We start from the raw sequence: 21,284 nt of genomic DNA, 5'->3' as shown, positions 1-21,284 counted from the left end.
TGGCTGAAGTGCTGCAAACGTGAGGAGTTGCAGCAGTTCAGCTGGTGCCGAATTCATTAGCGCAAACGACCGTTTGTGCCGATGAATAATTCGCCTTGCCTATCCCTGTGGTGGGTCGGACGGGTTTAAATCTTGTAGCTTAAATTTCTCATCTCAGATGAAGGAGAGACAAATGGCAACAGCCGCTAAGAAATCAGAAGTAAAGAAACCAGCCGCCAAGGCTGCTCCTGCCGCGAAGAAGCCGGCAGTCGCAGCGAAGACGGTTGCCGCTAAACCAGCTGCCAAAGCCGCAGCGAAACCAGCAGCGAAACCAGCAGCCAAACCAGCCGCCAAACCAGTCGCCAAAGCCGCAGCCAAGCCTGCAGCAAAAGTGGCTGCCAAGCCGGCAGCAAAAGTGGCAGCTAAGCCAGTAGCAAAAGCCGCAGCGAAACCAGCGGCCAAGGCCGCAGCAAAACCGGCAGTCAAGCCAGCAGCGAAAGTGGCAGCGAAACCTGCCGCCAAGGCAGCAGCGAAGCCAGTGGCGAAAAAAGCCGTTGCCAAGCCGGCAGCAAAAGTCGCAGCGAAGCCTGCCGCCAAGGCAGCAGCCAAGCCTGCAGTGAAAAAAGCCGCAGCGAAACCTGCAGCCAAGGCAGCAGCGAAACCGGTCGCCAAGCCAGCAGCGAAAAAAGTCGTCGCCAAGGCAGCAGCGAAGCCAGCAGCAAAAGCTGCAGCCAAGCCGGCAGCCAAGGTAGCAGCCAAGCCAGCAGCAAAAGTGGCAGCCAAGCCAGCCGCAAAGGCAGCAGCGAAAAAAGTCGTTGCCAAGCCGGCAGCCAAAGCAGCAGCCAAGCCAGCAGCGAAAGCCGCAGCGAAACCTGCCGCCAAAGCAGTAGCGAAGCCAGCGGCCAAGCCTGCAGCGAAAAAAGCGGCAGCGAAACCAGCTGCCAAACCGGTAGCCAAGGCAGCAGCGAAGCCAGCAGCAAAAGCTGCGGCCAAGCCAGCGGCCAAGGTAGCAGCGAAGCCGGTAGCGAAAGTTGCCGCCAAGCCAGCCGCCAAAGTAGCCGCCAAGCCGGCAGCCAAAGTGGCAGCGAAACCTGCCGCCAAGGTCGCAGCGAAACCGGCAGCCAAGGTAGCAGCCAAGCCAGCAGTGAAAGCTGCAGCCAAGCCAGCAGCCAAGCCGGCAGCGAAAGCAGCAGCGAAACCTGCCGCCAAGCCAGCCGCCAAGCCAGCCGCAGCGCCAGTCGTGGCAGCAGCACCGGCAGCAGCTCCAGCGGCACCAGCTGCCGTGGCCGCCAAGCCAGCAGCCAAGAAGGCCGCGCCTAAGAAGGCCGCACCGAAGAAGGCAGCGCCTGTCGCCAAGCCATCGGCGCCTATCGCACCTGTAGCAAAAACCGTGTTGGCACCGGCTGCAGCCTGGCCATTCCCAACCAGCACCCGCCCATCGTAATTCCCACGATACGGGTGCCTGGATGAGGCAACACGCCGCTGTGTGACTCAATCACACAGCGGTTTTTTTTTGGAGAATTAGTCGTGCTGATCGTTATCCTTACATTGGTCGTTGATACCATTGCCACCTTGCTGGGCGGCGTGTTGCTGCTGCGCTTCTGGATGCAGGCGGTGCGCGTGCGCCCTCCCTCGTCGGTCGCGCAATTCACGTTTCAATTGTCCGACTGGCTGGTGCGCCCCCTGCGCCGCGTGGTGCCGGGCGTGGGCGGGTATGACTGGGCCAGCCTGATCGGCGCCTTCCTGATCGTGCTGCTGGCCAGCTCGGTCCTGTTTATTTCCAGCGCTCCCGTCGAAGTGGTGCTACTCAAGTCGCTGCAACGCTTCCTGCAATGGATACTCTACGGTTTCATGGCCTTGCTGATCATCGAAGCCATCTTTAGCTGGGTCAACCCGCATGCGCCGCTGGCGCCGTTTGTACGCGCCCTGAACGAGCCGCTGCTGCGTCCTATCCGCAAGGTCGTGCCGCTGGTCGGCAGCCTGGACCTGTCGCTGCTGGTGGCGCTGATCCTGTTGCAGATCGCGCAAGTGCTGGTGGGAATGATTATCGTGGTGAGGTAAAGCGGGGAGGTCGGCCTGGCGCAGGCGCGCAAGCCGACCGGACTACATATTAATAGCGGTAGCCGAACGCCGCTTCAAACTGGTCGGCGATGCTGGCCGGCGTAAATACATGGTTTTGCGCGCCCTGGGTGGCGATCTTGATGGCCCCCAGCAAGCTGGCCAGGCGCCCGCTGGTTTCCCAGCCCAGGTCGTTGGTGATGCCGAACAGCAAGCCAGCACGGTAGGCGTCGCCGCAACCGGTCGGGTCCAGCACTTCCTTGGCGGCCACGACAGGAATGTCGATGCGCTTGCCGTCGGTATAGATTTCCGAACCTTTTTCGCCGCGCGTGACGATCAGCGCGTCCAGGCGGCTGGCGATGTCCGGCAGGGTCAAGCCCGTGCGTTCCATCAACATTTCCATTTCATAATCGTTGGCCGACACATACGTGGCTTTGTTGATGAAGTCGATCAACTGTTCGCCATTGAAGCGTGGCAACTGTTGACCCGGGTCGAACATGAAGGGGATGCCCAGCTCGGCCAGGTCGGCGGCGTGCTTGAGCATGCCCTGGTCTCCGTCCGGCGAAATGATGGCGATCTTGGCCGGGCCCGCATTGGCGACCGGGTTTTCATGCGCAAACGACATGGCGCCCGGGTGGAAGGCATTGATCTGGTTATTGTCCGCATCGGCCGTGACGAAGCACTGCGCGTTGTAGCTATCGGCCTTGATCAGGATGTTGGCGGTGGAAATGCCCAGCTTTTGCAGGCGCTCCAGGTAGGCGGCGCTGTCCTGGCCCATGACGCCGACGATGCGCGGGTCGCCGCCCAGCATTTTCAGGCTGTAGGCGATGTTGCCCGAGCAGCCGCCGAACTCCGTGCGCATGGTGGGCACCAGGAAGGATACATTCACCTTGTGCAACTGGTCGGCCAGCAGGGATTCGCCGAAGCGGCCGGGGAATTGCATGATGGTGTCGGTGGCAAGCGAGCCGCAGATCAGCGATGTTTTGGTCATGATAGTGTCGGTTAAGGGTAAAAGATGGCGATATGGTAGCCAGACGCCGTGAGCTGGTCTAATGCAAAGTACAGTTTGATGGTTTGTTCAGAGCGCGGCGCAAAACCCTTGCTCACGTCGATATTGGCCGGCAGGTAGTCGCGCGGCGCGATCACACGGCGCAAGAGGGGCTTGTCGCTGGCATCGTTGAGTATCAGTTCGATGCTGGGCCAGGCTTGCACGCTGCGGCTCTGGTTGCGCAGCAGCGAGACGTAGGAAAAGGTTTGTTCCTTGAGGGTTTGCAACTCGCCCTGTTCAATGGACAGCGCCTCGATCTGCGCCGGCAAGTCGACCTGGCAGCCGCTGAGCTTGCACAGCGCGACCAGGGTCGGCTTCCACTGCGGAAACTGCGCCGCCAGCGGATTACGGAAGGTGGTCATTACTTGCAGTAATAACAAGAGCAGCAGCACCACCGAACCGACGGCCATGGCCACGCGCAGGGCCCTGCCGCTCTGTTCGCGGCGCCGGCCCTGGATCACAAAGGCCGGTTCGTCGTCGGCCGGTGCCCCTGCCGTTTCCCCGGCCACGGTCTCCATCACTGGCTCGGGCGCCACAGGGGCGGGCATGGCTTCAAATGAGTGCTCGGCCAAGGTCGGTTCAAGACGCGTGGGTACAGGCGCGACGGGCACGGGCTTGTGCAGGCTGACTTTGTCAGCGGCAGGCAATGCTGGGGCTACTGGGGCGACCACCGTTTCCAGGTTCGGTTCGCGGCGGCTGTCGCGCAAATACGTGGCGAAGGCGGGGGCGTCATCGACCTGGCGGCGCTTGAAGGGCGCCATCGGCTGAGGCAGCGGCGCTTCGGGCGGTTCGATCGGTGCAATGACAGGGGCGGCGACAGGCGCGTCGGCCAGCGCCTCGGCGGGCAGGCTGACGTCGAGGTCCAGCTCGATGTGGTCGCCGTCGTTTGCGTCTTCCTTGAGCTGCGCCGTTTCCGGCAAGATGCCGAAAGGGTCGAACGAGGTGTCGAAATCGAGAGAATAGATGGGTTCGTCGTCCGTGGCGGACGGCAGGCTGTTGTCGGCCAGGTAACTGGTCGACAGCGGGGCGGCAGTGCCGGGGCCAGACGTTAAAAACGGCGATGCGGCAGCTGGATCGACCAGCGCGGCATTGCCGTCAAACACTTCCCTGCACGTGCCACAGCGTACGATGCCCCCACGTAACTTCAACTGGTCAGCAGCGACCCGAAATATCGTGTTGCAATGGGGGCATTTGGTGGCGAGGGCCATTGCTGTGCTTATGCACCTTCCGCGCGGGGCGCAGGCGCTTGCGTGCTGCCCAGGCGGCCATGCAGTGCCACCCAGCCATCTTGCTCGGCCCAGACACCCAGCTCGATGAACGGTGCGTAGGCAGCAGCCACTTCTTCTGCCTGGCGTGCCAGCACGCCGGACAGGATCAGGGCACCGCCGTCGGCGACACGGCCCGACAGCATCGGCGCCATCAGTTTCAATGGGCTCGACAGGATGTTGGCGACGACGATGTCAAATTTCGCCGTGGCGTGTGCCGACGTGGCAAACGTGTCTGGCAAGAAATATTCGATGTCGCACTGGTTGCGTTCGGCATTGTCGCCAGCCGATTCGATGGCTTGCGGGTCGATATCGACGCCGACCACTGTTTGCGCACCCAGCTTCTTGGCCACCATGGCCAGGATGCCGGAGCCGCAACCGTAGTCGAGCACGGTCTTGCCAGGGGCAGGATTGGCTTCCAGCCACTCCATGCACAGGCGCGTGGTCGGATGGCTGCCCGTGCCGAAGGCCAGGCCCGGGTCCAGTTCCAGGATCAGGCCAGCAGGATCCGGTGCCTCGTGCCAGCTGGGCACGACCCAGATATTCTTGCCGATGTGAATCGGTGCGAATTGCGACTGGGTCAGGCGCACCCAATCCTGCTCTTCCACGGGGCGCATGGTAAACGCCGGTACCGTTGCCATGCCGACAACTGCTGCGGCGGTGGCCACGATGGCGGCCTGGTCGGCGTCGACGTCGGTCAGCGCCACCACGCGGCTGCGTTCCCACGCCGCTTCCTTCGGTTCCATGCCGGGCTCGCCAAACAAGGGCTGCTCGGCATCCGTGCCTTCATCGGCGTCTTCCACCGAGACCGACAGGGCGCCCGCTTCCATCAACGCGTCGGACATGGCCTCGGCGTTGTCACGGGCGATTTCGATGACGATTTCCGTCCAGCTCATGCGCCCGCCTTGATTTCGGATTTCTTGGCGATGCTGGGGCTGCCGCCATTCAGGTTCTTGCCCAGGTCCGGCATGTCGGCCAGTTTCTGTTCCAGATAGTGAATGTTGGTGCCGCCTTCGATGAAGCGCGCGTCGATCATCAATTCGCGGTGCAGGGCGATATTCGTGTTGATGCCTTCGACCACCATTTCGGACAGGGCGATCTGCATGCGGCGGATAGCTTGCTCGCGTGTGGCGCCGTAAGCGATCACTTTGCCGATCATCGAGTCGTAGTGCGGCGGCACGTAGTAGCCGGCGTAGGCGTGCGAGTCGACGCGGATGCCAGGGCCGCCCGGTGCATGCCACGACACGATCTTGCCTGGCGATGGCGTGAACTTGAATGGATCTTCGGCATTGATGCGGCACTCGATGGCGTGGCCAGACAGCAAGACGTCGCGCTGGCGGAAACGCAGTTTTTCGCCAGCGGCGATGCGGATCTGTTCTTGCACGATGTCGATGCCGGTGATCATCTCGGTGACGGGATGCTCCACTTGCACGCGGGTATTCATTTCAATGAAATAGAACTCGCCGTTTTCGTACAGGAATTCAAACGTGCCGGCGCCGCGGTAGCCGATCTTGCGGCAAGCTTCGGCGCAACGGTCGCCAATTTTCTCGATCAGCTTGCGCGGGATGCCCGGCGCCGGTGCTTCTTCGATGACTTTCTGGTGGCGACGCTGCATGGAACAGTCGCGCTCACCCAGCCAGACGGCATTCTTGTGTTCGTCGGCAAGGATCTGGATTTCCACGTGGCGCGGATTTTCCAGGTACTTCTCCATATACACTTCAGGGTTGCCGAAAGCCGTGCCGGCTTCCGTCTTGGTCATCGCCACGGCGTTGATCAGGGCAGCTTCCGTGTGCACCACGCGCATGCCGCGTCCGCCGCCGCCGCCGGCAGCCTTGATGATGACCGGGTAGCCGACCTTGCGGGCAATTTGCACGATTGCTTTCGGATCGTCCGGCAACGCGCCTTCCGAGCCGGGGACGCACGGTACGCCAGCCTTGATCATGGTTTGCTTGGCCGACACTTTGTCGCCCATCAAACGGATCGATTCGGAGCGGGGACCGATGAAGACGAAGCCCGATTTCTCGACGCGTTCGGCAAAGTCGGCGTTTTCCGACAGGAAGCCATAGCCTGGGTGAATCGCTTGTGCATCCGTCACTTCAGCGGCGCTGATGATGGCGGGCATGTTCAGGTAGCTCAGGGACGACTGTGCCGGGCCGATACAAACGGATTCGTCGGCCAGCTTGACGTATTTTGCGTCTTTGTCGGCTTCGGAGTGGACTACAACCGTTTTAATGCCCATTTCGCGGCAGGCGCGCTGAATACGGAGGGCAATTTCACCACGGTTGGCAATCAGGATTTTTTCAAACATGGTAGGTTCGCGTATGTCTGTGAGAGCCGGCGAGCCGGCGAAACAACAAGTGTGAGGGGCTAAAACTGCAAACGGCCGTTGCCGGCCGTGTGGACTGGGTTTTAGCCGATCACAAACAAGGGTTGACCGAATTCGACCGGTTGGCCGTTTTCGACCAGGATCTGGGTCACGACACCGGCTTTATCGGAGTCGATTTCATTCAGAAGCTTCATCGCTTCGATGATGCACAGGGTATCACCTTCCTTGACCGTCGAGCCCACTTCAACATAGGCGGCGCTGCCAGGTGCAGAGGAGCGGTAGAAGGTACCGACCATGGGCGACTTGACCACATAGCCCGTTGGCTCGGCGACTACGACGGCAGCTGCCGCAGCGGGGGCGGCGGCTGGCGCGGCTGGCTGGTAGTGGGCTTGCATGCCTTGCGGCTGCATCATGACCATCTGGTTTTGCGGCATGGCCGACGATTTGACGATGCGAACCTTGCTTTCGCCTTCGGTAACTTCCAGCTCTGCGATATCCGATTCGGCGACCAGGTCGATCAAGGTCTTGAGTTTTCGTAGATCCATGTAAAACCCCTAGGAATGTAGTTTGTTTTATGAGTGATGCGGTGATGTCCAGAACCTATCGCCGCGCTAAATGCGTGCAGATCGCGTAGATTAACGTTTTTTAAGCGCAAAGTCGATGGCAAACCGATATCCATCAATACCTAGCCCGCAGATCGTCCCCTGCGCGATCGCGCTGAGAAATGAGTGATGTCGAAACGTTTCGCGTTGATAAATATTCGAGATATGGACTTCCACGAACGGGATGGCGACCCCGGCCAGCGCATCGCGCAAGGCAACACTGGTATGTGTCAGGCCGCCCGGATTGATGACGATGGCATCGATCCCTTCCGCTCGCGCGGCATGGATGCGGTCGATCAGCGCGCCTTCATGGTTGCTTTGAAAGCAGACCAGGTCGGCACCGGCCGCCATGGCTTGCGCCATTGCTGCCTGCTCGATATCGGCCAAGGTGCTGGCGCCGTAGACCTCAGGCTCGCGCGTTCCCAGCAAATTCAGGTTGGGACCGTTGAGCAGAAGGAGGTTTTTTGCCATGTATGGAAGACCGTTTTAGCGAAAGTTCCGCATTTTGCCGCCAAAGATACGCATTGGCAAGAGAAAAAAGCACGCTCCGAATTTACAATTTATCCAGATCTGCGCGCAACTGATCAAATTTCAAGCGGCCCAGATAGGTCTTTTTGACTTCGCCATCGGCGCCGATCAGCACCGTAAAGGGCAAACCGCCCGTGGCATTGCCAAAATGACGCGACAGGTCGGTGCCGCTCATGCCGGATACATACACGGGATAGGCGATCTTGAACTTGCTGGCAAAAGTGGCAATATTACTGGCCGAATCGATACCGATGCCGATCACTTGCAGGTTTTTCGCCGCATAGTGGCCTTGTACTTCAGATAATTCCGGCATTTCTTCCACGCATGGCGGACACCACGGGGCCCAGAAATTGACCAGCACATTCTTGCCTTTCCATTGTGATAAGGCTTGCGTGGCGCCAGCCGCGTCCGGCAGCGACAGTGCATACAGTTCGTTGACAGGACCCGTCGCGCCAGGGGCGATGGTGGTCGTCAGAGGACCGACTTTTTCTTTCTCTTTATGCATGCCCACGTAAGCACCCATGCCGCCAAACATCAGTGCCACGATGGCGCAGGCGATCCAATTCTTTTTTGTCATAACTTTATCTATATCAATGTTAGTCGGCAGCCGGCACGCCATCGGCGAGGCTGGCGGCCAGCAGGCTGCGCAGCCCCACGATGTCGGTGCGCAGCACTTTGCCATCCGCCTTGGCTTTCAGTGCGCCGCGCATATCGTCGAGCTCATACATGGCTGCGTGCACGCCTTCGTTTTTCCACAAGAAACTGGCTGTCTCGACCGCATCATAACGCGCTCCCTTGAAATGCGGGCTTTCCGACATGTCGAGCACGACATTTTTATTCAGCAGGAAGATGTGTATTTCCTTGGCGCTCTCGGCAAACAGCTGCAAATAGATCTCGTCATGGGGGCCGGCTGTGCCGTTCAGCACTGGGCCGCTGAGCAGGGGATGAAATTGTTGCAATGCTTCCATGACCTGCAGCGCAATCGTGCGCAGCTGGAACAGGCGTGCCGGCTGGCTGTCGGCCAGGAACAGGGCATTGTACCGCCGCACCTGTTCCTCGATCATGTCGTTATCGGGCAGAATATTGGGCCGGTTCGGCGCGTCGCCCAGGACCTGCCGCGCCGCCTTGCGCTTGGCGCTGCCATAGTCGGCGCCATCCTGCGCCACCAGGCGCGCGGCAGCGGCGGCGATTTCCAGGCGCAGCTGCGCGCTATCGTCAAATGCATCGTTCGTCATGAGCGAGATGATACTCCGAAGCGGAAAAAGTCATGGCGTCAGGTAAAATCCCACACTTGCTCTTTTTTATCTCACCGTCTTACTCACTTAAGCGTGCACCTTTCGCACTGATCACATGCATATTCATATTCTCGGCATTTGCGGTACCTTCATGGGCGGCCTGGCCGTGCTGGCCAAGGAAGCCGGCCATAAAGTCACTGGTTGCGATGCCAACGTCTATCCGCCGATGAGCACCCAGCTGGAATCGCAGGGAATCGAACTGATCCAGGGTTTTGATCCGGCACAAACCCAGCTGAACCCGGATTTGTATGTGATTGGCAATGTGGTCTCGCGTGGCAATCCGCTGGTGGAAGAAATTCTCAACCGCAGCCTGCCGTATGTGTCCGGCCCGCAGTGGATCGGCGAACACATCTTGCGCAATCGGTGGGTGCTGGCCGTGGCCGGCACGCATGGCAAGACGACAACCTCGGCCATGCTGGCCTGGATACTCGAAGACGCGGGCTACGCGCCGGGCTTCCTGATCGGCGGCGTGCCGATGAACTTTGGCATTTCAGCCCGCCTCAGCGGCAAGATCGACGGCAAGAGCGCCGATTCGGACTTCTTCGTCATCGAGGCCGATGAATACGACACGGCCTTCTTCGACAAACGCAGCAAGTTCGTGCATTACCACGCGAAGACGGCCATCATGAATAATCTGGAATATGATCACGCCGACATCTTCCCCGATCTGCACGCGATCGAGACGCAATTCCACCACCTGGTGCGCACCGTGCCCGGTATCGGTCGCCTGGTGTACAACGGCGACGAAGCGTCGCTGCAGCGCGTGCTGGCGCGCGGTTGCTGGAGTGAAAAGGAAAGTTTTGGTCTGGATGCCAATTGGCAACTGCAAGAGCAGGCCGATGGCAGCTTCGACGTGGTTTTCAATGGCCAGAAGGAAGGCCATGTGGCGTGGGCGCTCACGGGCAAGCACAACCGCAGCAATGCGCTGGCCGCCATCGCCGCCGCGCGCCACGTGGGTGTACCGATTGCCCAGGCCTGCGCCGCGCTGGCCACGTTCGAGAGCGTCAAGCGGCGCATGGAAGTGCGCGGCGTGGTCAACGACATTACCGTGTACGACGATTTCGCGCATCACCCGACGGCCATTGCCACCACCGTGGGCGGGCTGCGCCAAAAAATGCGCCAAACCGTCGGCGGCAGCGGCCGCATCCTGGCCGTGCTGGAACCGCGTTCGAACACCATGAAGCTGGGCGCCATGAAAGATGCGCTGCCGGGCAGCCTCAAGGATGCCGACCTGGTCTTCGGTTTCGGCAGCCATGCGGCGCTGGGCTGGAGCCTGGGCGACGCGCTGGCGCCGCTGGGCAAGATTGCCAGCGCCTATGAAGACATCGATACCCTGGTGGCGGCCGTGGCAGCAAGCGCCCGTCCCGGCGACCAGATCGTCGTCATGAGCAACGGCGGCTTTGGCGGCGTGCACCAGAAATTGCTGGAGGCCCTGGGCCGATGATTTTGTACCTGCATGGATTTCGCTCGTCGCCCCTGTCGATGAAGTCGCGCCTGCTGGCCGCGCAGATGCAGGCGCTGGGCCGCGAAGCACAGTGGCTGTGCCCGCAATTGCCGGCTTCGCCGAAACTGGCCATCGAACTGGCCCTGTCGCTGCTCAAGGATGTGCCGGCGCAAGAATTGGCCAAGGAGTTGACCATCATCGGCTCGTCGCTGGGCGGCTATTACGCCACCTGGCTGGCGGAGCAGCTCGGTTGCCGCGCCGTGCTGCTCAACCCCGCCATCGTGCCGCTGATCGACCTGGAACAGCATGTGGGTGTGACGACCGAGTTCCATTCGGACCAGCCATTCGAGTTCAAGCGCGAATACATCGATGAGCTGCGCGCGTTTGCCGTAGAGAAAATTACGCAGCCGCAACGCTATTTCCTGATTGCCGCCACTGGCGATGAAGTACTCGACTACCGCGACATGCTGGCGCATTATCAGGGGGCGCAGCAGTGCGTCATCGACGGCAGCGACCATGGCATCAGCGACTTTGCCGCATACCTGGCGCCCGTGCTGGCCTTTTGCGGCATCCCGACGGACGCCGCCCGGTGAGGCCGGGTTCGCTGCGCCAGGCGCAATGGCATGCGCACGTGAATGCCGTCAATGCGCCACCGGCCCTGCGCCACTGGCTCAAGGGTGGCGGTTCGCTGACGGCCAAGCTGAAAGCGCATAGCAGCGCGTTCCGCGTGCAATGTTTGCATCAGGAAACGGCGCGTTGCCTGAGCGACGAGGCGGCCAGCATTGGCTTGCACCGCGCGGGCCGGGTATGGGAACGCGAAGTGCTGTTGCGTTGTGATAACAGGCCGACCGTGTTTGGCCATACCGTCGTGCCCATGCAGGCGACGGCCACGGACTGGCCTTTGTTTTCCGCGCTGGGCGAGCGTTCGCTGGGCACGACCCTGTTTGGCGATCGCATGGTGCGGCGCGGTACCCTTGAATTTGCCCGTTTGCGCGCCGGGCACCCGCTGGTACAGCGGGCGCAGGCGGCGCTGGCACGGGATGGGCAGCGCGTCGACGAGAAGGCGCTGTTTTTTGCCCGCCGCTGCCTGTATCAGCGTCACCAGGGCTTGCTACTGGTAACCGAAGTATTTTTGCCGGCGGTGTTTGAGTTGAAGCCCGTCACTCGCACCGTTGCAACCGACACATTAATGAACAAAGCATAATAATGAATCTATTTTTTGAAGAATCCGGCGATTTCAAGGTCGGCACGGTCCTGTCGCAAGCGGGTGAGGCTTATCAGGTCGAAATGGCCAGCGGCAAGCGCACCAAGGTCAAGACCAAGGACGTGCTGCTGCAGTATGAAAAACCTGCCCCGGCCGAGCTGCTGGAGCACGCCAAGGCCGTGGCCGCCGAAATCGACCTCGATTTCCTGTGGGAAGTGGCGGGCGAAGACGAGTTCGGCTTTGCCGAGCTGGGCGCCGAGTATTTCGGCCATGCCCCGTTGCCGCCGGAAGCGGCCGGCCTGATCCTGGCCCTGCATTCGGCGCCCGTGTATTTCTACAAGAAGGGCCGTGGTCGCTACAAGGCGGCGCCGGAAGCGTCCTTGAAGGCGGCATTAGCCGGCATCGAAAAGAAAAAACAGCAGGCGCTGGTGCAAGCCGCGTATGTGGAAGAGCTGAAACAGAGCCGCTTGCCTGCCTCGATGCAGCCCATGGTGCTGCAACTGTTGTTCAAGCCCGACAAGAATACGATTGAATACAAGGCACTGGAAGCGGCCTGCACGGAATTGCACACGACACCGCCGCGCCTGATGCTGGCCGTTGGTGGTATTGCTACGCCAAAAGATTTGCACCTGTCGAAATTCCTGTTCGAGAACTTCCCCAAGGGCGCCGGTTTCCCGAGCGTGCCCGTGCCGTCCGTGACGGCCAAGTTGCCGCTGGCCGACGTGGCCGCCTTTTCGATCGACGACGTGACCACCACCGAGATCGACGATGCCTTCTCCGTGCAGCCGCTGCCCGATGGCACCGTGAAAGTGGGTATCCACATCGCCGCGCCGGGCCTGGGCATTCGCCCGGAAGACGTGATCGACAAGATGGCGCGCCAGCGCATGTCCACCGTCTACATGCCGGGCGACAAGATCACCATGCTGCCGGACGAAATCGTGAATGCTTTCACGCTCGCCGAAGGCACGACGTGCCCGGCCCTGTCGCTATACGCCACGCTGGACCCGAAAGCCGACTGGGCCGTGGTCAGCACGCAGACGCGCGCCGAGCTGGTGCCGATCGCCAGCAATTTGCGCCACAACCAGCTGGATGACCTGGTCAACGAGGAAACCCTGGCCAGTGGCGAAGGCGAGTACCCGCACAAGGCTGATTTTGCCGTGCTGTGGCAATGGGCGCAGCAGCTGGAGCAGGGCCGCATGAAGAAGCGCGAAGCGTTTGGCCTGAAGCCGGAACAGAATAACCGCGTCGATTTCAACTTTTATGTGGAAAATGACATCGTCACGGTAGCGCGCCGCAAGCGTGGCGCGCCGCTCGACAAGATCGTCGCCGAACTGATGATCTTTGCCAACAGTACCTGGGGCAAGATGCTGCACGACCATGGCGTGCCCGGCATCTACCGTAGCCAGGGCGGCGGCAGTGGCAATAGCTGGGCGGCAAAGATGCAGGTGCGCATGGTCACCCATGCTGCGCCGCATCAGGGCCTGGGCGTGGATCAATACGCATGGAGCACCTCGCCCTTGCGCCGCTACACGGACCTGGTGAACCAGTGGCAAATCATCGCTTGCGCCGAGCATGGCGTGACGGCGCCGCTGGTTGCCCCGTTCAAGCCCCGTGACGCCAATCTGTTCGCCATCGTCTCGGCGTTTGACGCCGCGTATGCCGCATATGGCGATTTCCAGTCGAACATGGAACGCTACTGGTGCTTGCGCTGGCTGCACCAGGAAAACGCGCGCCAGGTCGATGCTGTCGTGCTGAAAGATGAAATCTTGCGCCTGGTCGACATTCCGCTGGTCATCAAGCTGCCAGGCATGCCAGCGGTGGCGCGCGGCGCCCAGGTGAAACTGGACTTGCTGCGCTGGGATGAAGTCGACCTGAGCATTGAAGCGCGCCTGCTGGAAATTGCCACCGTGCCGGACGCGGCGGCCGATGCCGAGCTGGACTACGAGGAAGAGGCGGACGATGCGTCCCCTGACGATGGCGACGTGACGGCTGAAGCATCGCCGGAAGCGGCAAACCAGGTCAGCGACGCCGATGCGGAAGTGGCGGAACTGGCCAGCGAAGACGTGGTCAGCGAGCCCGAGGTCAAGTAAGGCCGCCGCCAAGCCACAAGGCGGTGCTGAAAACTGTTGCCGGCACCGCCCTTTGACGTAGAATTCAGCCATCTTGTATCTTGTGTTGTAAGGAACTGGGTTGCGCGTGAAGTCTTTCCGAGAGTATCGTTTCCTGATGATTGCCGTGGCGGTATCGCTGCTGGCGCACGGCGCCTTGCTGGTGATGCATTTTGTCGCCCCGGCCCCGCAGCGGGCCGTGGCCACGGACCCCGGCCTGGAAGTGATCCTGGTCAACGCCAAGCATGCGAACAAGCCGCTGAAGGCCGAGGCCCTGGCGCAAGCCAACCTCGACGGTGGTGGACAGGCAGACAAGGGCCGCGCCAAGTCGCCCTTGCCCGACATGCGCAAGGTGGAAGAGGGCGACAGCGTCAAGGCCAGCGCCCGGCGCATCGCCGAACTGGAGCAAAAACAGCAGGAATTGCTGACGCAGGCGGCCAAGCCGACGCCTTACAGCGCCGCGCCCGTCACGGAAAAGGACAAGCCCAATCCCTTGGCATCCGGCTCGGACTTGATGGAAAGCAGCAAGGCCATCGCGCGCATGGCGGCCGAGATCAGCCAGACCGTGGAAGATCAGAACAAGCGTCCCCGCAAGACCTTCATTACGCCCAGCACGCAAGAGGTCGGCTATGCCATGTATTACAAGACCTTGCAAAAGCGCATCGAGGAAATCGGCACCCTGAATTTTCCGCAAAAGAATGGCCGCAAGATGTATGGCGAACTGGTCGTGTACATTCCCATCTTCCAGGATGGCACGATTTACCAGAAGGAAGGCGGCGCCCGCGTGGAGAAAAGTTCGGGTAACGCCGCACTGGACGAGGCCGCCCTGGCCATCGTGCGCCGCGCGGCGCCTTTCGGCCGTTTCCCACCGAATATGTTGTCGAGTGATAAAGATGACCTGTGGGTTGTCATCACCCGTTTCAAATTTACCCGCGAAGAAAAAATGGAAGCTAACCTGACTGGCGGCAGCAATTGAGCAAGCAAAATATGAATCCCGATCAATATTGCGTCTTCGGCAATCCTATCGCCCACAGCAAGTCCCCCCTGATACACGCCGCGTTTGCCCTGCAGACGGGCGTCGCCATGGTCTATGAACGCCGGCTGGCGCCGCTGGACGGCTTTGCCCTGGCGGCCCGCACGTTTGCCGCCGAGGGCGGCAAGGGCGCGAATGTGACGGTGCCCTTTAAACTGGACGCGTGCGCGCTGGCCACGCAACTGACGCCGCGCGCGCAAGCGGCCGGCGCCGTCAATACTCTGCGTTTCGAGGGCGACACCATTCTTGGCGACAATACCGATGGCGCGGGCCTGGTGGCGGACATCGTGCGCAACGCGGGCGTGGCCATCGCCGGCAAGCGCATCCTGCTGCTGGGCGCGGGCGGTGCGGCGCGCGGCGTCGTGCTGCCCTTGCTGGAACAGGGGCCCCAGGAAGTGATCATTGCCAACCGCACCGTGGCCACGGCGGAGGCGCTGGTGGCGCAGTTTGCCGATGCGCTGGCTCACCCAGATCAACTGCGCGCGGGCGGCTTCACGCAGCCCGATGGCCAGTTCGATATCGTCATCAATGCCACCTCGGCCAGCCTGGCGGGCGACTTGCCGCCCGTGCCCGCGGGGATTTTCGCCAGCCACACGCTGGCGCTGGACATGATGTACGGCGCCCACCCCACCGTCTTCATGGCCTTTGCCGCGCAGCATGGCGCGCAAGTGCGCGACGGTCTGGGCATGCTGGTAGAGCAGGCGGCCGAAGCATTTTACGTGTGGCGCGGCGTGCGGCCGCAGACGCAGGACTTGTTGGCGCAATTGCGGGGCGGCCTGTGAGCGCCGGCAAGAAGGGCGCGCGCAAAGGTGGTAGCACCAGCCGCTACGGCTGGATCAAGTGGCTGTTCATCGTGCCCGTGCTGGCCTTCATCGTCGTGCAACTGTATTTCTTCCTGCAAATCTGGTGGTGGGTCGACCACAACCCGTCCAGCACGGCCTTCATGCGCGAGCAGTTGTCTGTCTTGCAGGATAAGAATCCCAATGCCACGATCAAGCAGACGTGGGTGCCGTACAGCCGCATCTCGAACAATCTGAAGCGCGCCATCATCGCCTCGGAAGATGCGAATTTCTCCGAACATGAAGGCGTGGACTGGGAAGCCTTGCAAAAGGCTTATGAAAAAAACAGCAAGAAGCAAAAGGTCGTAGCGGGCGGTTCCACCATCACGCAGCAACTGGCGAAGAATCTGTTCCTGTCCGGTTCGCGCAGCTATGTGCGCAAGGGCCAGGAACTGATCATCACGTACATGCTGGAAAGCCTGATGGAAAAGCAGCGTATTTTCGAGATTTATTTGAACGTGGTGGAATTTGGCACGGGCATCTTCGGCGCCGAAGCGGCCGGGCGTCACTATTACCACGTCAGCGCGGCCGGCTTGAGTGCTGCGCAGGCGGCGAAACTGGCCGTGATGCTGCCGAACCCCCGCTTTTATGACCGTCACCGCGATACGGGCTATCTGAACCGGCGTACGGGCGTCATCCTGCGCCGCATGGGAGCGGCGGAATTGCCTTGATGGCAGTCTATTTTATTTGCATAAAATCAAGGATGCTTGATTGGCACTATTGCGGTGCAGCATCTTAATCGGCTCGCCTGGTGCAACGCTGTACTTTTTCCGTGAAAAAGCGGTGCCGGGGGGTGGTCGTGAAAAGGCCTTTGCGGGTACACTTGCGCTGTTTTCATTTTTGGCGCCAGCGCCAGCACATCACGATAACCCAACATCCGGCTGAGAGCGCGCATGATCAATGTCTTTGTATTACAGAATGGCCGGCTCAACCAGGTGCCGATCGACAGCCGCGCTGACCTCGAAAATGCCGAACCGGTGTGGGTCGACCTGACCGACCCCACCGATGATGAACGGGCCTGGGTCAAGGCCATCTATAACGTCACCTTGCCGGGCGAAGACGAAGTCAAGGATATTGAAGCGTCGGCCCGCTATTACGAAGCGGAAAACGGCGACTTGCACCTGCGCACGGATTTCCTGCGCGAAGAGGACGACGGTCCCTCGCGCGTCATCACCGTGGCCTTCATTCTTGCCCGCAAAATTCTGTTTTCCATGCATACGGACGACTTGCCCGTGTTCCGCCTGGTGCGCATGCGCGCCCGTTCGCGGCCCGGTTCGATTGCCGACTACATGGACGTGCTGCTCGACCTGTACGCCACCGATGCCGAATATTCGGCCGACGTGCTCGAAGGCATCTACCAGAACCTGGAAGAAGTCAGCACGCGCGTGCTGCAAAAGGAATTTACCGATGCGCACGCGGCCGAAGCGCTGAATGCCATTGCCCACGAGGAAGATTTGAATGGCCGTATCCGCCGCAACATGATGGATACGCGCCGCGCCGTGAGTTTCCTGATGCGCGGCCGCTTATTGAATTCCGAGCAGTTCGAGGAAGCGCGGCAGATTTTGCGCGACATCGAATCGCTCGATGGCCATACCTCGTTCCTGTTTGACAAGATCAACTTCCTGATGGATGCCACCGTCGGTTTCATCAACATCAACCAGAACAAGATCATCAAGATCTTCTCGGTGGCCAGCGTGGCTTTCCTGCCGCCGACCCTGATCGCCAGCGTGTACGGCATGAACTTCAAGCTGATGCCGGAACTGGAATGGTCGTTTGGCTATCCGTGGGCCTGGGGCCTGATGATCACCAGCGCCATCGCGCCCTTCCTGTACTTCCGCCACCGTGGCTGGCTGAAATAAGCAAACGGGCCAGCAGGCCCGTTTTTTTCAAGGCGCCGGTTTTTTCGGCGCGATGCCAGTGTATTGCGCGGATAGCAATTTCCAAGCCGCACCATCCTTTTTCGCCACATAGCTGGCGCGCAGGGCCATGGCGCGTTGCTGTCCGCCCGCCTGCACCGTTACCGCCAGCCTGGCGATCAGCACGGCGGTATCGCCCGCGACGCGCACGAACGGTTCTTCCACCGTGATGACGGGGGCGGCGGATTTTTTCTCCGGCGCATAAAACGCCAGCATCTTCTCGCGCGTGTCGACGTCGCCCAGTGGCGAGACTTCGGCGTAATTGTCGGCCGTCAAGGCTGCCAGGGCCGGTACGTCAAAACTGGCTTGCGCCGCCACGTGCTGGCGTACGAGGCTGAGGACGGCAGCATCGTCGTCCGCCGCCCGTGCCGGCAGCGCGGCCGTCACGAAGGCAAACGCGGCAATTGTGGAAATCAGGGATAATCGGCCTTGCAGAAAGTGATTGCGTGTCATGGTATCGATCCTGTTGGGCCTGATTCAAGCGATCAGGGCAAGGAGAGTATGCCATTGAAGTTATCTAAAAGAAATTACTTCATGCCGCCGATGCCCGGCACGCAACGCAAAGTATCGGGATGTGGCCGGCCAGGCGCAGCGCGCCACGCCCCCCTGTTTTATGCTGGCGGCGCGCACGGTGTGCGCCGCCCCTACTGGAGAATACATGCCTGACACCGTTCCTTCCCTTCCGCGTTTCACCCACCTGATCAGCGACTGCGATGGCGTGCTGATCGACAGCGAAGCCGTGGCTTTGCAAGCGCTGCTGGAATTGCTGGCGCCGCGTCTGCCCAAGCTGCCCGAGGGCGTCACCTTGCAAGGCTTGATCGAGCCGCGCCTGGGCCAGCGCCTGGTGCCGCTGATGCAGGATATCTACAAGGAGCTGGGCTTGCCGCAATTGCCGGCCGATGACATCATGGCCATCGGCAACGCGGTCGATGCGGCCTGCGATGCGCAATTGCGCGCCGTGCCCGGCGTGGCGCAGGCGCTGGCCGCCATTCCCCTGCCCAAGGCCGTGGCCTCGAACAGCGTCAGCGCACGCGTGCTGTCGGCGCTCGAACGCACGAACATGGCGCCGCTGTTCGACCGCCGCGTTTTCACGCCGGACCTGGTGGGCCATGCCAAGCCGCATCCTGGCGTGTACCTGGCGGCTGCCGCCGCCTTTGGCGTGCCGCCAGGCCAATGCCTGGTGCTGGAAGACAGCGTCACGGGCGTGACGGCCGCCGTGGCGGCGGGCATGACGGTATTGGGATTCATCGGCGGCGGGCATATCGCCGCCGGCCAGGAAGAACGCCTGAAGGCGGCCGGCGCGCATGTCGTGTTCAATGACATGGCCAAGCTGCCGGCGCTGGTGGCTGCGGTGATGGACGCCGCGACCGTCTGAGCGCGCTTAAGCTAATTTAGCAAACACCTTGCGCGCGGCGGCGATGGTGGCGTCGATGACGGCATCATCGTGCTGTGCCGAGACGAAGCCCGCCTCGAAGGCGGCTGGCGCAAAGTACACGCCTTCGTCCAGCATGGCGTGGAAGAAGGCGTTGAACTTGCTGCGGTCGCCCGCCATCATTTCTGCGTAGCTGGTCGGCGGCGTGGCGCTGAAATAAATGCCGAACATGCCGCCGATGTAGTCGGCGCAGAAGACCACGCCGGCTTCCTTCGCCGCGCTTGTCAAGCCTTCGGCCAGGCGTTTGGCCGTGGCGCCCAGTTGCTCGTAGAAGCCTGGCTGCTGGATCAGTTTCAAGGTGGCCATGCCGGCTGCCACGGCGACCGGGTTGCCCGACAGGGTGCCCGCCTGGTAGACGGCGCCCAGCGGTGCCATGTGGTGCATCAGCGCCGCACTGCCGCCGAAGGCAGCCACCGGCATGCCGCCGCCAATCACCTTGCCCAGCGCGGTGAGATCGGGTTGGATGCCGTACAGCGCCTGCGCGCCGCCCAGGGCCACGCGCAAGCCGCACATGACTTCATCGAAAATGAGCAGGGCGCCGTGCTGCGTGCACAAATCGCGCATCGCCTGCAGGAATTGCGGCGTGGCTTTCACCAGGTTCATGTTGCCGGCCACGGGCTCGACGATCACGCAGGCGATCTCCGCGCCGAAGCTGTCGAAGGCGTCTTTCAGCTGCTCCACGTTGTTATAGTCGAGCACCAGGGTATGCTTCACAAAATCTTCCGGCACGCCAGCCGAGGTCGGGTTGCCGAAGGTGAGCAGGCCGCTGCCTGCCTTGACCAGCAGCGAATCGGCGTGGCCGTGGTAGCAGCCTTCGAATTTGACGATCTTGTCGCGTCCGGTGGCGCCGCGCGCCAGGCGCAGGGCGCTCATGGTCGCTTCCGTGCCCGACGAGACCAGGCGCACCTGCTCGATCGACGGCACCAGACGCGTGATTTCCTCGGCCATCAGCACTTCGCCTTCGGTCGGCGCGCCGAACGACAGACCCAGCGCGGCCGCATCCTGCACCGCTTTCACCACTTCCGGATGGGCGTGGCCGACGATGGCCGGGCCCCACGAACCGATGTAGTCGATATAGCGCTTGCCGTCCGCATCCCAGAAGTACGGGCCTTCGGCGCGCGTGATGAAGCGCGGCGTGCCGCCGACGGAGCGGAAGGCGCGCACGGGCGAGTTGACACCGCCTGGCGTGGTTTTTTGTGCGCGGGCAAACAGGATGTCGTTCTGTGAAGTCGTCGTCATGATAATCGTGCCTTGAAAGTGGATCGTTTTCTGTGTCGTCTGGTCTGTGCTTATTGGCCGCCGCGCTGGCGCTGCTGCTGGAACTGCCGGTTCGGCACCAGCTTGCCCATGCCGTGGCGCTGCGCGTGGGCCAGCGCGCCGGTGGTAAATTCCTGCGCCGCCACGACCACCTGCGGCACATCGTCTTCGTTTTCAGCCAGGGCCAGCAGGGCGGTGGCCGCCGCCGACAGGGTGCTGCCAGCGCCGTTGAAGATGCCCGGCAGGTGCTGCCATTCGTCGTGGCGCACCACGCCGTCCTCGCCGAACAGGGTATTGGCGCGCAACTTGCCTTCGCCCGTGCCGGATTTGCTGGCGTCGGCCGGCATGCCGGTGACGAGCACGTATTCGCAGCCCAGGGCCACCAGGTAATCGACATCGTTTTGCAGGGTGTCGTCCGGGTCGGCGTCGCGCCAGGTTTCGGCCAGGCGCTCCAGCTCCACCGGCGAGAGCACCAGCAGCGTCGTTTGCGGGATCAATAGCTGGCGCACGGCGGTGAGAATGTCTTCGTCGTCCATGCCCTGCTCCGGCAGCGCCGAAATGAAGGGATCGAGGATCAGCGGCACGTTCGGATAGTCGGAGACGATTTCGGCGATGGCCGTAACGTTTTCCACGCTGCCCAGGGCGCCGATCTTGATGGCCGAGACGGACATGTCTTCCAGCAGCACGCGCGCCTGGTCGGAAACCCAGTCCGGGTCGACCGCCTGCACGTCTTCCACGCGTGCGGTATCGCTGATCAACAGGCCGGTGGTGACCGACAGGCCATGGCAGCCGAAGGCTGAAAACGTGGCCAGGTCGGCCTGGATGCCGATCGCACCGACCGGATCGGACACGCCGAAGCTTAATATGAGGGGAGAAGTTTGGTTTTGCACGGCGGGTAGATTAAGATACCTAATTCAGCATTTTACTTGATTGAAGGGTGGCAGAACGTG

At 61.5% G+C, this 21,284-nt stretch carries 23 protein-coding genes; 11 read left to right on the top strand and 12 right to left on the bottom strand.

Features of this window, described 5'->3' with window-relative positions:
* Window positions 1-153: 153 nt before the first annotated feature.
* Window positions 154-762 (bottom strand): hypothetical protein, encoded by a 609-nt coding sequence (locus ACQ4WN_RS01595; RefSeq protein ID WP_436549966.1) that lies wholly within the window; start codon window positions 760-762, stop codon window positions 154-156.
* Between ACQ4WN_RS01595 and ACQ4WN_RS01590 the strand changes: the two genes are divergently transcribed.
* Both ACQ4WN_RS01590 and ACQ4WN_RS01585 read left to right on the top strand, forming a co-directional pair.
* Window positions 752-1,423 carry a hypothetical protein gene (locus ACQ4WN_RS01590; protein ID WP_436549965.1) on the top strand — a complete coding sequence of 224 codons (672 nt, stop codon included), beginning with the start codon at window positions 752-754 and terminating at the stop codon, window positions 1,421-1,423. The genes ACQ4WN_RS01595 and ACQ4WN_RS01590 overlap by 11 nt on opposite strands.
* A gap of 83 nt (window positions 1,424-1,506) precedes the next feature.
* The gene (locus tag ACQ4WN_RS01585) at window positions 1,507-2,040 is read left to right on the top strand and encodes a YggT family protein (protein ID WP_436549964.1); all 534 of its coding nucleotides are present in this window, start codon (window positions 1,507-1,509) and stop codon (window positions 2,038-2,040) included.
* 49 nt (window positions 2,041-2,089) lie between these two features.
* Here the strand turns inward: ACQ4WN_RS01585 and ACQ4WN_RS01580 are convergent, their stop codons facing one another.
* The 8 genes from ACQ4WN_RS01580 to ACQ4WN_RS01545 all read right to left on the bottom strand — a co-directional run bounded on the left by ACQ4WN_RS01580 (window position 2,090) and on the right by ACQ4WN_RS01545 (window position 9,041).
* Window positions 2,090-3,028 carry a carbohydrate kinase family protein gene (locus tag ACQ4WN_RS01580; RefSeq protein ID WP_436549963.1) on the bottom strand — a complete coding sequence of 313 codons (939 nt, stop codon included), beginning with the start codon at window positions 3,026-3,028 and terminating at the stop codon, window positions 2,090-2,092.
* A gap of 11 nt (window positions 3,029-3,039) precedes the next feature.
* Window positions 3,040-4,293, bottom strand: a complete 1,254-nt coding sequence (locus tag ACQ4WN_RS01575) for a DUF3426 domain-containing protein (protein WP_436549962.1) — start codon at window positions 4,291-4,293, stop codon at window positions 3,040-3,042.
* Between the two features lie 8 nt (window positions 4,294-4,301).
* Window positions 4,302-5,246, bottom strand: a complete 945-nt coding sequence (gene prmA / locus ACQ4WN_RS01570; RefSeq protein ID WP_436549961.1) for a 50S ribosomal protein L11 methyltransferase — start codon at window positions 5,244-5,246, stop codon at window positions 4,302-4,304.
* On the bottom strand, window positions 5,243-6,658 hold the full coding sequence (gene accC, locus ACQ4WN_RS01565; RefSeq protein ID WP_101482775.1) for an acetyl-CoA carboxylase biotin carboxylase subunit: 1,416 nt from the start codon (window positions 6,656-6,658) through the stop codon (window positions 5,243-5,245). Before accC ends, prmA begins: the two co-directional genes overlap by 4 nt.
* 101 nt (window positions 6,659-6,759) lie before the next feature.
* Window positions 6,760-7,221 (bottom strand): acetyl-CoA carboxylase biotin carboxyl carrier protein, encoded by a 462-nt coding sequence (gene accB / locus ACQ4WN_RS01560; protein ID WP_436549960.1) that lies wholly within the window; start codon window positions 7,219-7,221, stop codon window positions 6,760-6,762.
* 90 nt (window positions 7,222-7,311) lie between these two features.
* Window positions 7,312-7,749 (bottom strand): type II 3-dehydroquinate dehydratase, encoded by a 438-nt coding sequence (aroQ, locus tag ACQ4WN_RS01555; protein ID WP_034746628.1) that lies wholly within the window; start codon window positions 7,747-7,749, stop codon window positions 7,312-7,314.
* Window positions 7,750-7,831: 82 nt separating this feature from the next.
* A complete protein-coding gene (locus tag ACQ4WN_RS01550; RefSeq protein ID WP_436549959.1) occupies window positions 7,832-8,383 on the bottom strand; it encodes a TlpA family protein disulfide reductase in 552 nt (183 codons plus the stop codon).
* A 19-nt stretch (window positions 8,384-8,402) separates the two neighbouring features.
* Entirely contained in the window at window positions 8,403-9,041 is a 639-nt protein-coding gene (locus ACQ4WN_RS01545) for a hypothetical protein (RefSeq protein WP_436549958.1), read from the bottom strand.
* 115 nt (window positions 9,042-9,156) lie between these two features.
* Here ACQ4WN_RS01545 and mpl point away from each other — a divergent pair, with 115 nt between their 5' ends.
* The 8 genes from mpl to corA all read left to right on the top strand — a co-directional run bounded on the left by mpl (window position 9,157) and on the right by corA (window position 17,588).
* Window positions 9,157-10,545: a UDP-N-acetylmuramate:L-alanyl-gamma-D-glutamyl-meso-diaminopimelate ligase gene (mpl, locus tag ACQ4WN_RS01540; RefSeq protein WP_436549957.1), complete on the top strand. Its 1,389-nt coding sequence runs from the start codon at window positions 9,157-9,159 to the stop codon at window positions 10,543-10,545.
* Window positions 10,542-11,138, top strand: a complete 597-nt coding sequence (locus ACQ4WN_RS01535) for a YqiA/YcfP family alpha/beta fold hydrolase (RefSeq protein ID WP_436549956.1) — start codon at window positions 10,542-10,544, stop codon at window positions 11,136-11,138. Before mpl ends, ACQ4WN_RS01535 begins: the two co-directional genes overlap by 4 nt.
* Window positions 11,135-11,749, top strand: coding sequence for a chorismate--pyruvate lyase family protein (locus tag ACQ4WN_RS01530; protein ID WP_436549955.1), 615 nt, complete (start codon window positions 11,135-11,137; stop codon window positions 11,747-11,749). Before ACQ4WN_RS01535 ends, ACQ4WN_RS01530 begins: the two co-directional genes overlap by 4 nt.
* A 2-nt stretch (window positions 11,750-11,751) precedes the next feature.
* A complete protein-coding gene (locus ACQ4WN_RS01525; RefSeq protein WP_436549954.1) occupies window positions 11,752-13,839 on the top strand; it encodes a ribonuclease catalytic domain-containing protein in 2,088 nt (695 codons plus the stop codon).
* Window positions 13,840-13,975: 136 nt separating this feature from the next.
* A complete protein-coding gene (locus ACQ4WN_RS01520) occupies window positions 13,976-14,833 on the top strand; it encodes an energy transducer TonB family protein (protein ID WP_436550090.1) in 858 nt (285 codons plus the stop codon).
* Window positions 14,834-14,844: 11 nt separating this feature from the next.
* Entirely contained in the window at window positions 14,845-15,672 is an 828-nt protein-coding gene (gene aroE / locus ACQ4WN_RS01515) for a shikimate dehydrogenase (protein WP_436549953.1), read from the top strand.
* Complete coding sequence (gene mtgA / locus ACQ4WN_RS01510) at window positions 15,669-16,400, top strand: monofunctional biosynthetic peptidoglycan transglycosylase (RefSeq protein WP_436549952.1); 732 nt, start codon at window positions 15,669-15,671, stop codon at window positions 16,398-16,400. Before aroE ends, mtgA begins: the two co-directional genes overlap by 4 nt.
* A gap of 222 nt (window positions 16,401-16,622) precedes the next feature.
* On the top strand, window positions 16,623-17,588 hold the full coding sequence (corA, locus tag ACQ4WN_RS01505; protein ID WP_034746658.1) for a magnesium/cobalt transporter CorA: 966 nt from the start codon (window positions 16,623-16,625) through the stop codon (window positions 17,586-17,588).
* A gap of 27 nt (window positions 17,589-17,615) precedes the next feature.
* Here the strand turns inward: corA and ACQ4WN_RS01500 are convergent, their stop codons facing one another.
* A complete protein-coding gene (locus ACQ4WN_RS01500; protein WP_436549951.1) occupies window positions 17,616-18,098 on the bottom strand; it encodes a nuclear transport factor 2 family protein in 483 nt (160 codons plus the stop codon).
* Window positions 18,099-18,303: 205 nt separating this feature from the next.
* Here ACQ4WN_RS01500 and ACQ4WN_RS01495 point away from each other — a divergent pair, with 205 nt between their 5' ends.
* Window positions 18,304-19,020, top strand: coding sequence for an HAD family hydrolase (locus tag ACQ4WN_RS01495; protein ID WP_436549950.1), 717 nt, complete (start codon window positions 18,304-18,306; stop codon window positions 19,018-19,020).
* A 6-nt stretch (window positions 19,021-19,026) separates the two neighbouring features.
* Here the strand turns inward: ACQ4WN_RS01495 and hemL are convergent, their stop codons facing one another.
* The gene (hemL, locus tag ACQ4WN_RS01490; protein ID WP_436549949.1) at window positions 19,027-20,316 is read right to left on the bottom strand and encodes a glutamate-1-semialdehyde 2,1-aminomutase; all 1,290 of its coding nucleotides are present in this window, start codon (window positions 20,314-20,316) and stop codon (window positions 19,027-19,029) included.
* A 50-nt stretch (window positions 20,317-20,366) separates the two neighbouring features.
* A complete protein-coding gene (thiD, locus tag ACQ4WN_RS01485; protein WP_436549948.1) occupies window positions 20,367-21,224 on the bottom strand; it encodes a bifunctional hydroxymethylpyrimidine kinase/phosphomethylpyrimidine kinase in 858 nt (285 codons plus the stop codon).
* Window positions 21,225-21,284: the final 60 nt, after the last annotated feature.

The sequence above is a fragment of the Janthinobacterium pasteuri genome (assembly GCF_051380775.1).
Lineage (GTDB): Bacteria > Pseudomonadota > Gammaproteobacteria > Burkholderiales > Burkholderiaceae_D > Janthinobacterium.
Note: the sequence above shows the minus strand (reverse complement) of the source record. Positions and strands in the feature narration are given on the sequence as shown.